Here is a 14,467-nt window from a genome sequence, read left to right on the forward strand (position 1 = left end):
ACCGCACAGCACGGCTTCATTCCGGGTTGCGTGGTCTCCCTTGTCGTCCAGGGATACTCGTATCTGCGCACACTTCGGCAAGCGAGCGTCAACGCCGGCATCGTGTCCAGCCAGGAGCCGGCCAGACGCAGGGACGCCACCGCCCGAATCCGGCAACGTCGCAGGACTTCGTTCAATCGCCCCGCACAGCCGAGCAGACACCTACGGCTCCGGTAGGTGGCGATCGGATCAGGCCGTACGGGGCATGGCCGCCGTCAGGCTCCAGTCGCGGCCACCACGGGATCGGGTTGTGTCGGCGTGACCAGGGCGGTGGCGGCCAGTGCCGTGCCGATGCTCGCCAGTAGGAGCATGGAGCCGCCGCGAGTGCCTACGCCGAACACAGCCGCCGTTGTGGCGACCAGCGGTCCGGCCGCCAGCAGGCCGGCGATCGTACCGGCCTGCACGAACATCCGACGCAGCGCGAACACACGACCCTGCGCTTCGGGGGTGATCGCGTCCTGCCACAGCACCTGCGAGCAGGAGACCACCACCGGCACCCCGAACGAGAACACGAACGCGGCCACGCAGAGCACGACGGGTCGCGGATGAAGGCCCGCCACGATGACGGCGGCGGCGCTGACCACGGTTGCCGCCCGGATCCACTCGAAACGGCGACGCGGACCGCGCCACAACGACATGGCGAGGCTGCCGGACGCCAGGCCGAGACCAGCCGCCGTGCTCACCACGGCCACGGCCACGCTCTGCCGTGACGGGGGTACGTCCGCCAGGATCAGTGGTAGCAGCAGGACGGGCGCGGCGGCCTGCACGGCGAACAGGGCGGTCGCCAGGCGCAGCAGGTGCACCAGACGCCGGTCGTCCCGGATGAGACGCCGCCCCACCCGGATTTCCGCTCGCCATCCCGACCTGTCCGCTGCGACCGGGCCAGTCGCCGCACCTGGCTCGGGAAAGCGCACCACGGCGAGTGTGAGCAGCCCGAAGGCGATCGAGGCCGCGTCGACCAGCAGGACCACGGTGAGGCCACCCACGCTGAGCAGCGCGGTGGAGAGGGTCGGGCTGAGCAGTTGCGCGGTCGACAGGGCTGTCTGCGTCATCGCGCCGGCCCTCCCCCGCTGGGCGGACGGAACCATCGTGGTCACCGCCGCGGAGAGGGCCGGCCATTGAAAGGCGGCACAACCGGACTGGACGGCGACCAGCAGGTAGATGTGCCACACCGCGAGGTGGCCGGTGCTCTGGCCGGCCACCAGCGCCACGCTGGCGCTCAGCGCGACCGCGTCCGCGCAGAGCAGGATGGTGCGTCGGCGATGCCGGTCGACGAGCACGCCGGCCCACGGAGACAGCAGGAGGCCGGGCACGAAGGCGAGGAACAGGCCGATCGAGTACTGGGTGATCGACTGGGTCTGCTGGTACACCCACAGGCTGAGCGCGAACGCGCTGGTCTTCGAGCCGAGCACGCTGATCAGCCGGCCGGCCCAGATGGGGAGGAAGGTGGTCACGAGAAGGTGGCGCGCAGGACGACCCCCACCTGGGCGAGCGGTCCCTGCCCGCACATCCCGGCATGGTCGGAGTCGACCGCGTGGACGTCCAGCGACCCGGACACGTACGGCTGCCACTGCTGTTTCGCGCCATCGGGGGTGAAGCGGCCCTGGGTGGCGGTGAAGTGGATCGCGTCGCCCCGGAACAGCGGCGGCTCGGTGCCGTGGTGGAGGCGCATGCCGGTACGCACGTTCCGCAGGTAGGTCCGGACGTGCTCCTCCCCGACCGTCCAGGGGAGGGCGTCGTCGACGAGACGTGCGGTGGCCGGCGCCGTCAACGGGGCGGGCACGGTCGCCGGGTCGACGCCGGCCGCGCGTAGCAGGTCGGCGAGGAGCGTCTCGTCGTTCGGTAGGGGCGCCGGCGCGGCGGACGGGTAGGCGTCCATCATCGCGAGCAGCGCCACCGCGTCGCCGTCGCGTTGCAGTGCCGCGCCGACGGCTTGGGCGAGGGTGCCGCCCGCCGACCAGCCGAGCAGGTGGTACGGGCCGGCCGGTTGGATCCGGCGGATGTGCCGGACGTACCAGGCGACGAGATCGGCCGTGTCCGGGTCGGGCTGTCCCGCATCGAGCAGCGGTGCCTGGAGTCCGTAGATCGGGCGGTTGGCGTCCAGGTGCCGGGTCAGGCCGGCGTAGCACCAGCTCAGGCCGCTGGCCGGAGGCAGGCAGAAGAGTGGCGGCCGGGTGCCGTGGGAGCGCAACGGGAGAACCGGCTGGAACGGATCGCCGGTCCGGTCGTCGGTGAGCAGCGGAGCCAGCGCGGCGACGGTGGGGTGCTGGAACAGGGTGACGAGGGGGAGATCGGCGCCGAGGTCGGCGCGGATTCTGCCGATCAGTCGGGTGGCCAGTAGGGAGTGGCCGCCGAGGTCAAAGAAGTCGTCGTCCACACCCACACTGTCAACGCCGAGGACGTCCGCGAACACCTGACACAACAACTCCTCCTCGACCGTGACCGGCCCACGACCCGCCACGACCGGCAGCTGATCCGGGACCGGTAAAGCCTTCCGATCGAGCTTGCCGTTCGCCGTCAACGGCAACGCGTCCAACCACACGAACGCCGACGGCACCATGTAACCCGGCAACCGACCAGCCAACCACTCCCGCAACAACCCCACATCCCCCACACCAACCACATACGCCACCAGCCGCTGATCCCCCGGCGTGTCCTCACGCACCACCACCACCGCCCCGGCAACCCCAGGACACGACACCAACGCCGCCTCGATCTCCCCCAACTCAATCCGGAAACCACGCAACTTCACCTGGTCATCAGTCCGACCGAGATACTCCAGACTCCCGTCGGCCCGCCACCGCACCAGATCCCCACTGCGATACATCCGCTCACCAGCCGGGCCGAACGGATCCGCCACGAACCGCTCCGCCGTCAACCCCCGCCGATTCAAATAACCATGCGCCAACTGCACACCAGCCAAATACAACTCCCCCACCACCCCCGGAGGAACCAGCCGCAAACCCGCATCCAACACATAAACCCGCGAATTATGCATCGGAACACCGATCGGCGTCACACCAGCACCCGGCGACGTCTCCGCCCCCGTAACAGCGATCGTGACCTCCGTCGGACCATACAAATTCCACAACGGCACACCCAGAACCGCCGCGAACTCATCAACCAACTCCGCCGGCAACGCCTCACCAATACAAATCACCAACCGCAGACCCGTACACGCCGCCGCGCCCTCATCAGCCAGGAACAAACGCAACATCGACGGCACGAACTGCACCACCGTCACACCCCGCTCCCGGATCAACCCCGCCAAATACGCGGCGTCACGATGCCCACCCGGCCGCGCCACCACCACCGACGCCCCACACACCAACGGCCAGAACAACTCCCACACCGACACATCAAAACCAACCGGCGTCTTCAACAACACCCGATCCGAAACACCCAAACCAAAAGCATCCCGCATCCACGCGAACTGATTCACCACCGCACGATGCGACACCACCACACCCTTAGGACGCCCCGTCGAACCCGACGTATAAATCACATACGCAGGAGCATCCGGCGGCACCCACAACCCAAGATCAGAATCCGGGCCCTCGCACAAAGGCAACTCACCATCAAAAAACACCACCGGAGCCGCATCAGCCAACATAAAAGCAATCCGATCCGCCGGATAATCCGGATCAATCGGCAAATACGCACCACCCGCCTTCACCACCGCCAACAACGCCACCAACAAATCCACCGACCGAGGCAACGCCACCGCCACCACCGACCCCACACCAACCCCCCGACCAACCAACAACCGAGCAAGCCGATTAGCCCGCGAATTCAACTCACCATAAGACAACCCACCCCCCTCAGACACCACCGCCACCGCACCCGGCGCCACCACCACCCGCTCCTCAAACAAACCCGACAACGACCCCCCCGGAACAAACCGCGCCGTGTCATTCCACCCACACAAAACCCGCCCACGCACCTCCTCACCGAGGACATCGATCTGGTGGAACGACGTACGTGTGGATTCGAGCGCCGACACGGCACTTTCCACCGCGACTGAGATCATCACCGACAGCGGTGCCGGGGCGGCGGCCTGGACGGTGACCGAGAAGCCCTCACCCAGGTCGTCGACCATGACGGCGATCGGGTAGTTGGTGCGTTCCCTGACCTCCAGAAGGGTGATGCCCTCCAGGCCGTCCGCCGCCACCGTCGGGGTGGTGTGGCGGTAGTTGAGCAGGGTGGTGAAGAGCGGCGTGCCCGCCGGTACGCCGCTGGCGCGCTGGGCGACGGCGAGCGGGGTGTGCTCGTGGGCCTGGAGGTCGGCGAGCTGGTCCCGTACGGCGGAGAGCACCTGCGTCAGGCTCTGCGCGGTGTCGGTGGTGACGCGCACCGGCAGTGTGTTGATGAACAGGCCCGGAGTGTCGCCGCCGCCACTCATCCGTCCGAACAGGACGGTGCCGAAGACCACGTCGTCACGGCCGGAGAGCGCCGACAGGACACGCGCCCAGACGGCGTGGAAGAGCACCGCGGGACTCATGCCGTTGCGGCGGGCCGCCGCGCGCAGCCGTGCCGCCAGTGCGGGCGGCAGCGGGGCGGTGGTCTCGGTGACGCCGCTGCCGTCACCCTGCACGTCGAGCAGGCCGAACGGCGCGGTCGGCTCGTCGACATCGCCGAGCAGCGATGCGAAATAGCGTTCGTGGTCGTGCCGGGACGCGCTCAGCAGCGCCCGAGCGACGTGGTCGCGGAACGGCACCGGTTCGGGAAGGTCTCCGCCACGCCCGGCGATGACCGCCCGCACCTCACCCAGCAGGACGTCCATCGCCGCGTGGTCCTGGACGATGTGGTGGATCCGCACCACGGCCTCGTGGCCGTTGACCTCGACCCGGATCAGCGGGGCCTGGCTGAGGTCGATGGCGCCGCCGGACACCTCGATACGCGCGGTGCGTTGGACCACCTGGACCGGGGCCCGTAGCCCCTCCCAGAGGATCGCGGTGCGGAGGATCTCGTGCCGGTCGACCACCTGCTGCAACGCGGCCAGGAAGACATCGAGGCGGGCCTGGGAGTCGAAGCGCAATGTCAGCGGCAGTACGTAGACGTCGTCACGGCCGGTGCCGCGCGTCATCAGGTGGTGGAAGAAAATGCCTTCCTGTAGGGGTGCGAGCGGGTAGATGTCGACGATGTTCGCCGCTCCGCCGGGGATCCGGGCGGCGATGACGTCGATCTCGTCCTGGGTCAGGTCCGCCAGCGGGAACGCGTCCGGCACGAATGCCACGCCGGTCCGCCTGGGCGGCACCACGATCTCCTCGATCGGGTTGCCAAAGGTGCGGGCCAGCCCGGCCGGGGTCGGGGCCAGGAAGATCGAACGTACGTCGACGGCGACGCCCCGGTCACGCAGTCGCTGGACCAGCGTCACCGCCAGCAGGGAGTGCCCGCCGAGGGTGAAGAAATCGTCGTCGGCACCGACCCGGTCAACACCCAGAACCTCAGCGAAGACCTCACAGACCAACGCCTCCCGAGCCGTCCCCGGCGCACGATAAACCTCACCGGAAACAAACCCCGGCGCCGGCAACGCCCTCCGATCCACCTTCCCGTTCACCGTCAACGGCAACGCGTCCAACATCACGATCGCCGCCGGCACCATGTAGTCAGGCAACCGAGAACGCAACACACCGGACTCGACAACACCCCCGACGACATATGCGACGACCCGACTCTCCCGAACCACAACCGCCGCCTGCACCACCCCGGGGAGTGCCAGCAACGCCGCCTCAATCTCACCCAGCTCGATCCGATAACCACGCACCTTCACCTGGTCGTCGACACGACCAACAAACTCCAGATTCCCGTCACCACGCCACCGGGCCAGGTCTCCGGTCCGATACATCCGCTCACCAGTACCACCGAACGGACTGGCGACAAACCGCTCCGCCGTCAAACCCGGCCGGTTCAGATACCCACGAGCCAACTGCACACCCGCGACGTACAACTCCCCCACAACACCGACCGGAACCGGACGCAAACCCCCGTCCAACACATACAACCGGGTATTCCACACCGGCCGACCGATCGGCACCGCGCCCTCGTCGTCACCGACTCGATAATCAGCTACCGCGACGGTGGTCTCAGTCGGACCATAACTGTTCACCACCGCAACACCGGACCGCCAGGCAGCCACCTGCTCACCGTGAAGCGCCTCACCGCCGACCACCAACAACTCGGCCGGCACATCGGACACCATCGGCAGGTGCCCGGGAGTCACCTTCAAAAAGGACAGATCAGCAGCTGACCCGACCTCACCCAGCACAATCTGACCACCACACACCAACGCCCCGAAAACCGAAGTGACCGTGGTGTCGAACGCCGGCGACGCATGGAACAACACCCGCCCGTCCAACCCCGGATACACCTCAGCCACCCGGGCGACATAGTTCACCAACCCCCGATGGGTGACCACCACACCCTTCGGCCGGCCCGTCGACCCCGAGGTGTAGATGACATACGCCGGATGATCGGGCGACACCAACCGACGGAACCCCGCGTCGACACCCTCCACCGACGCCAACACCTCAGCCGTCAACACCACCCGAGGCGCCGCATCCGCCAACATCAACGCCACCCGGTCAGCCGGATGACCAGGATCGATCGGCAGATACGCCCCGCCAGCCTTCAACACACCCAACAACGCCACCACCAGATCCACCGACGGCGGCAACACCACCGCCACCACCGACTCCGGACCCACACCACAACCAACCAACCACCGCGCCAAGCCACTCGCCCGCAGATCAAGCTCCCGATACGAAAGCCCACCCACCGCCACCGCATCCGGCGCCCCGGCCACCCGCGCCTCGAACAAATCCAACACCGACACCGCCGGAACCAACCGCGCCGTGTCATTCCAGCCGCGCAGGAGAAGTTCACGCTCGCCGCCGTCCAGGACGTCGACCCCGCTCACCACCGTGTCCGGGTCCTCCACCACCGAGGTCAACACCCGTACGAACCGCCGCGCCAACATTTCCACGTCCGCCGCGTCGAACAGATCCGCCGCGTACACGATCCGGCCCCGCAAACCGTCCGGCGTCTCCGACAACTGGAAGTCCAAATCGAACTTCGCCGGAACCTCACCACCCACCACCGGACACACCTCAACACCCGGCAGATCCACCACCGGCACCGCATTGTTCTGCACCGCCACCATCACCTGAAACAACGGATGCCGACCCATCGACCGAACCGGCGAAAGATCCTCCACCACCCGCTCAAACGGCACATCCTGATGCGCGAACGCATCCAAACAAACCTCACGAACCCGCCCCAACACCTCCACAAAACTCGGATCCCCAGAAACATCAGCCCGCACCACCAACGTATTCACAAAAAAACCAACAAGCTCCTCCAACGCCTCATCCGTTCGACCCGCCACCGGCACACCCAACGGCACATCCGAACCCGCACCCAACCGCGACAACAACACCGCCACCGCCGCCTGCACCACCATGAACACCGTCACACCCTCAGCCCGCGCCAAAGCCACCAACCGACGATGCACATCACCACCCACCACCACAGGCACCACACCACCACGATGCGACGCCACCACCGGACGCGACCGCACACCAGGCAACGACAACTCCTCAGGCACGCCCGCCAGGGCGGTACGCCAGTAGGCGAGCTGGGTGTTCTCATCGACCAGCAGGTTCCGCTGCCAGAGCGCGTAGTCCGCGTACTGCACCGGCAACGGAACCCACTCCGGAGCCGCACCCGCCAACCGCGCCCGGTAAGCCACCGACACGTCACGCGCCAACGGCGCCAACGACCACCCGTCCCCCGCGATGTGGTGCACCACCAGCACCAGTACGTGCTCCTCCGGCCGTAGCCGCAGCAACCGGACCCGCACCGGCAGATCCGCGCCGAGGTCGAAGGGCCTGCGCACCTCGGTCGCGATCTCGTCGTCGAGCTCAGCGTCGATGACGTCGCGCGCCCCCAGATCGACCTGTGCCTCCGCCACGGCCAGCACCTGCTGGCGAGGGGCTCCGCCCGTCATGGGGAAGACCGTGCGCAGCGCCTCGTGCCGCGCGACCACGTCGTTCAGTGCCGCGGCGAGCGCGGTCTCGTCCAGCGGTCCGGTCAACCGCAGCACGAGCGGAATGTGGTAGGTCGGGCTGGGACCTTCCATGCGGTCCAGGAACCACAGCCGCTGCTGGGCGAACGACAGCGGGACCACCTCGGGTCGCGGTGTGGCCCTCAGTGCGGTACGCGCCGGCGCCGCTGCCGACAGCCGTGCTGCCAGCCCCGCCACGGTCGGTGTTTCGAACAGCGCCCGTAGCGGCACCTCCGCGCCCAGGGTGGAGCGGATGCGGCTCATCAACCGCGTGGCCAGTAGGGAGTGGCCGCCGAGGGCGAAGAAGTCGTCGTCGACGCCGACGCTGTCGACGCCGAGCACGTGGGCGAACGCCTGGCACAGCAACTCCTCCGCAACGGTGGAGGGCGCGCGGCCGGTCGTGGCGGAGGCGAAATCCGGTGCGGGCAGTGCGGTCCGGTCGAGCTTGCCGTTGGCCGTCAACGGCAGGGCGTCCAACGACATCACCGCAGCGGGCACCATGTAGTCGGGCAGCATTCCCGTCAGGTACGAGCGCAGTGCGGACGGGTCCGGTGCCGCCCCGGCGTCGGGTACGACGTACGCGATCAGTCTTGTCTCGCCGGGGATGTCCTCGCGGGCCACGACCGCCGCCTGCCGCACTCCGGGCACGGCCAGCAGCGCGGCCTCGACCTCGCCCGGTTCGATCCGGAACCCCCGCACCTTGACCTGGTCGTCGGCGCGGCCGAGGAATTCGAGGTTGCCGTCGGCCCGCCACCGGGCCAGGTCACCGGTGCGGTACATCCGCTCTCCCGGGCCGGCGATCGGGTTCGCGACGAACCGTTGTGCGGTGAGCGCGGACCGGTTCAGGTAGCCGCGGGCGAGTGCGGCGCCGGCCACGTAGAGTTCGCCGGTCACGCCAACGGGGACCGGGCCGAGCGCCGCGTCGAGTACGTAGAGCCGCAGTCCGCCGATCGGGGTGCCGATGTGGGGCGCGGCAACATCCACCGCGGACATCGGTGCGGTAGTCGTCGCGCAGACGGTCGTCTCGGTCGGGCCGTACGCGTTGAGCAGGGTTCGTCCCCCGGCCCAGCGCGCGGCGACCTCGGCCGGCAGTGCCTCGCCGGCGGAGATCAGGGTGGTGATCGAGGGCAGGCTGTCCGGGTCGAGCACGGCCAGCACGGCCGGCGGCAGGGTCGCGTGCGTGACGGCGCGCTCCTGCACGGTGCGGACGAGGGCGGGCCCCGGCACCAGGTCGTCGGCGTGCCCGACCACCAGGGCGGCACCGGAGCAGAGCGTCACCGCCCATTCGGAGACCGCGGCGTCGAAGCTCGGGGAGGCGAACTGCAGCACCCGGCTGTCCGGCTCGATCGCGAAACGGTCGCGCTGTGCGAGGACCAGCCCGGCGACGCCACGATGGTGGATCAGGGCGCCCTTCGGCTGGCCGGTCGAACCCGACGTGTAGATGAGGTAGGCGGGATGCGCGGGCAGAAGCGGGCCGGTGCGGTCGGCGTCGGAGAGGTCGGTGCCGGCGAGGTTCCCGTATGCCGTGGCCGTCTGCGGGTCGTCCAGGTTCACGACCGGAGTGCCGGCAGCGGCGAACCGGCTGCTCACGTCGTGGTGGGTGATGAGCACAGCCGGGGCGGCGTCGCCGAACATGAAGGCGATGCGCTCTGCGGGATAGCCGGGGTCGACCGGCAGATAGGCGCCGCCGGCCTTGAGCACGGCGAGAAACGCGACGATCAGGTCGACTGAGCGCGGCAGCGCGACGGCGACCAGCGATTCCGGCCCCACACCGTACGTGACCAGAAGGCGGGCGAGGCGGTTCGCCCGGCCGTTCAGTTCCCCGTACGAAAGCTCTGCGTCCCCGAACACCAGCGCGACGGCGTCCGGCGTGGCGGCCACCTGTTGCTCGAAGAGCGACGGGACGGTCACGCGCGGCGCTTCACCGGTCCCGTTCCAGCCGTGCAGGAGGAGTTCACGTTCGCCGCTGTCCAGGACGTCGACCCCGCTCACCACCGTGTCCGGGTCCTCCACCACCGAGGTCAACACCCGCACGAACCGCCGCGCCAACACCTCCACATCCCCGGCGTCGAACAGATCCGTCGCATACACGATCCGGCCCCGTGACTCGGCGAACTCGAACGACAGATCGAACTTCGCCGGGACCGCACCGACCTCGTCAAGCGGCACCGCCGTGACCTCGACCCCCGGAATCACCAACACCGGCTCCGGCGTGTTCTCCACCGACAGCATCACCTGGAAAAGCGGATGACGCCCCGCCGACCGAACCGGCGCCAACTCCTCCACCAACCGCTCGAACGGCACCTCCTGATGCGCGTACCCACCCAGCACCGTCTCACGAACCCGACCCAACACCTGCGCGAACGTCGGATCACCGGACACATCGGTCCGCACCACCAGCGTGTTGACAAAAAAGCCAACCAAACCATCCAACGCCTCGTCCGTACGCCCAGCGATCGGCGTACCCACCACGACATCCGTACCCGCACCCAACCGCGACAACAACACCGCCAACACACCATGGAGAACCATGAACTGCGTGACGCCGTGGCTCTGGCAGAACCGGGTCAGGCGCTCCCGCAGCGCCGGGCTGATGTCCACCGGGACGGCGCCGCCCCGGTAGGTCGCCACGGCCGGGCGGGGCCGGGTGGTGGGCAGCCGCAGGTCGTCGGAGAGACCGTGCAGGGCGGTACGCCAGTAGGCCAACTGGTTGTCGTCGGCGGCGAGCAGCTCACGTTGCCAGAGCGCGTAGTCCGCGTACTGCACCGGCAACGGCTCCCACTCAGGGGCAGCAGCGGCCAGCCGGGCGCGGTAGGCGGTGGAGAGGTCACGGGCGAGCGGCGCCAGCGACCACGCGTCGCCCGCGATGTGGTGGAGTACGACGACGAGCACATCCTTGATCAGCCAGGCGCGCAGCGGCACCTCCCGCGCGAGGTCGAAGGTGTGTCCGACCACCTCCCGGGGGTCGTCGGCGTGTGACACCCGCACGAGGCCCGGCGACGGCGGCAGGATGTCCTGATGCGGTTCCCCGTCGGTGGAGCCGAAGACCGTACGCAGGACCTCGTGCCGGGCCACGACGTCGTCGAACGCCGCGTCGAGCGCGTCGGTGTCGACGTCACCGTGCAGGCGCAGCACGATGGGGATGTTGTAGGTGGAGCTCGGCCCTTCGAGCCGGTCGAGGAACCACAGGCGCCGCTGCGCGAACGACAACGGCACCCGCTCCGGCCGGGGCCGTGCGCCCACGGTCGTCCGGGACGACGGTTGTGCTCCCGGCAGGCGGGCGGCGAGCGCGGCGACCGTGGGCGCCTCGAAGAGCGCCCGTACGGGGATTTCGACGTCCAGGGCCGTGCGCAGACGGTTCACCAGTCGGGTGGCCAGTAGGGAGTGGCCGCCGAGGTCGAAGAAGTCGTCGTCCACACCCACACTGTCAACGCCGAGGACGTCCGCGAACGCCTGACACAACAACTCCTCCTCGACCGTGACCGGCCCACGACCCGCCACGACCGGCAGCTGATCCGGGACCGGTAAAGCCTTCCGATCGAGCTTGCCGTTCGCCGTCAACGGCAACGCGTCCAACCACACGAACGCCGACGGCACCATGTAACCCGGCAACCGACCAGCCAACCACTCCCGCAACAACCCCACATCCCCCACACCAACCACATACGCCACCAGCCGCTGATCCCCCGGCGTGTCCTCACGCACCACCACCACCGCCCCGGCAACCCCAGGACACGACACCAACGCCGCCTCGATCTCCCCCAACTCAATCCGGAAACCACGCAACTTCACCTGGTCATCAGTCCGACCGAGATACTCCAGACTCCCGTCGGCCCGCCACCGCACCAGATCCCCACTGCGATACATCCGCTCACCAGCCGGGCCGAACGGATCCGCCACGAACCGCTCCGCCGTCAACCCCCGCCGATTCAGATAACCATGCGCCAACTGCACACCAGCCAAATACAACTCCCCCACCACCCCCGGAGGAACCAGCCGCAAACCCGCATCCAACACATAAACCCGCGAATTATGCATCGGAACACCGATCGGCGTCACACCAGCACCCGGCGACGTCTCCGCCCCCGTAACAGCGATCGTGACCTCCGTCGGACCATACAAATTCCACAACGGCACACCCAGAACCGCCGCGAACTCATCAACCAACTCCGCCGGCAACGCCTCACCAATACAAATCACCAACCGCAGACCCGTACACGCCGCCGCACCCTCATCAGCCAGGAACAAACGCAACATCGACGGCACGAACTGCACCACCGTCACACCCCGCTCCCGGATCAACCCCGCCAAATACGCGGCGTCACGATGCCCACCCGGCCGCGCCACCACCACCGACGCCCCACACACCAACGGCCAGAACAACTCCCACACCGACACATCAAAACCAACCGGCGTCTTCAACAACACCCGATCCGAAACACCCAAACCAAAAGCATCCCGCATCCACGCGAACTGATTCACCACCGCACGATGCGACACCACCACACCCTTAGGACGCCCCGTCGAACCCGACGTATAAATCACATACGCAGGAGCATCCGGCGGCACCCGCAACCCAAGATCAGAATCCGGGCCCTCACACAAAGGCAACTCACCATCAAAAAACACCACCGGAGCCGCATCAGCCAACATAAAAGCAATCCGATCCGCCGGATAATCCGGATCAATCGGCAAATACGCACCACCCGCCTTCACCACCGCCAACAACGCCACCAACAAATCCACCGACCGAGGCAACGCCACCGCCACCACCGACCCCACACCAACCCCCCGATCAACCAACAACCGAGCAAGCCGATTAGCCCGCGAATTCAACTCACCATAAGACAACCCACCCCCCTCCGACACCACCGCCACCGCACCCGGCGCCACCACCACCCGCTCCTCAAACAAACCCGACAACGACCCCCCCGGAACAAACCGCGCCGTGTCATTCCACCCACACAAAACCCGCCCACGCACCTCCTCACCGAGAATGTCGAGGCTGCTGATCCGCGCGCCCGGGTCATCCGCAACCGCGGTCAACACCCGGACCAGGCTTCCCGCCAACATTTCCACGTCCGCCGCGTCGAACAGATCCGCCGCGTACACGATCCGGCCCCGCAAACCGTCCGGCGTCTCCGACAACTGGAAGTCCAAATCGAACTTCGCCGGAACCTCACCACCCACCACCGGACACACCTCAACACCCGGCAGATCCACCACCGGCACAGCATTGTTCTGCACCGCCACCATCACCTGAAACAACGGATGCCGACCCATCGACCGAACCGGCGAAAGATCCTCCACCACCCGCTCAAACGGCACATCCTGATGCGCGAACGCATCCAAACAAACCTCACGAACCCGCCCCAACACCTCCACAAAACTCGGATCCCCAGAAACATCAGCCCGCACCACCAACGTATTCACAAAAAAACCAACAAGCTCCTCCAACGCCTCATCCGTTCGACCCGCCACCGGCACACCCAACGGCACATCCGAACCCGCACCCAACCGCGACAACAACACCGCCACCGCCGCCTGCACCACCATGAACACCGTCACACCCTCAGCCCGCGCCAAAGCCACCAACCGACGATGCACATCACCACCCACCACCACAGGCACCACACCACCACGATGCGACGCCACCACCGGACGCGACCGCACACCAGGCAACGACAACTCCTCAGGCACACCCGCCAACGTCCGCCGCCAGAACCCCAGCTGCGCCGCGAGCACACTGCCCGGATCGTTCTCGTCCCCGAGCAGGTCCCGCTGCCACAGCGCGTAGTCCGCGTACTGCACCGGCAACGGAACCCACTCCGGAGCAGCCCCCACCAACCGCGCCCGGTAAGCCACCGACACATCACGCGCCAACGGCGCCAACGACCACCCGTCCCCCGCGATGTGGTGCACGACGAGAACCAGCACATGCTCGTCCGGCCCGACCGCGAAAAGACTGGCGGCGAGCGGGATCTCCGTACCCAGGTCGAAGGTGTGCCGTACCCGGCCCGCGATCGCCGCCGCGAGACCCTCCTCCGTCACGGAGGAGACCGGCAGGTCGACGTTGACCTCACCGGGCTCGAGGATCCGTTGTTCGGGCTCGTCGTCCACCACGGGAAAAACGGTCCGCAGCACCTCGTGCCGGGTCAGCACGTCGTTGAGCGCCGCCCCCAGCGCCGTACGGTCCAGCGTCCCCGACAGGCGGAGCACCAGTGGGATGTTGTAGGTCGCGCCGGGCCCCTCCAACTGGGCCAGGAACCACAACCGCCGCTGCGCGAAGGACAAGGGAATCATCGGGGGTGTCTCCGTAACGAGCGGGGTGGGGGGTGCGGGTGGTCGGTCCGGGGCAGGCCG

The 14,467-nt window shown here is 67.7% G+C and carries 2 protein-coding genes; both read right to left on the reverse strand.

The features are described 5' to 3' along the window. Window positions 1-254 precede the first annotated feature (254 nt). Entirely contained in the window at window positions 255-1,493 is a 1,239-nt protein-coding gene (locus BDK92_RS03465; protein WP_170208466.1) for an MFS transporter, read from the reverse strand. Then, window positions 1,490-14,407, reverse strand: coding sequence for an amino acid adenylation domain-containing protein (locus tag BDK92_RS03470; protein ID WP_121154515.1), 12,918 nt, complete (start codon window positions 14,405-14,407; stop codon window positions 1,490-1,492). The genes BDK92_RS03465 and BDK92_RS03470 overlap by 4 nt, the downstream gene beginning before the upstream one ends. Between the last annotated feature and the right edge of the window lie 60 nt (window positions 14,408-14,467).

The organism is Micromonospora pisi, assembly GCF_003633685.1.
GTDB classification, from domain to species: Bacteria; Actinomycetota; Actinomycetes; order Mycobacteriales; family Micromonosporaceae; genus Micromonospora_G; species Micromonospora_G pisi.

Bases quoted from the DNA above. Each gene is read 5' to 3' on its own strand.
- BDK92_RS03470 (WP_121154515.1), bottom strand. From the start codon at position 14,407: ATGATTCCCTTGTCCTTCGCGCAGCGGCGGTTGTGGTTCCTGGCCCAG.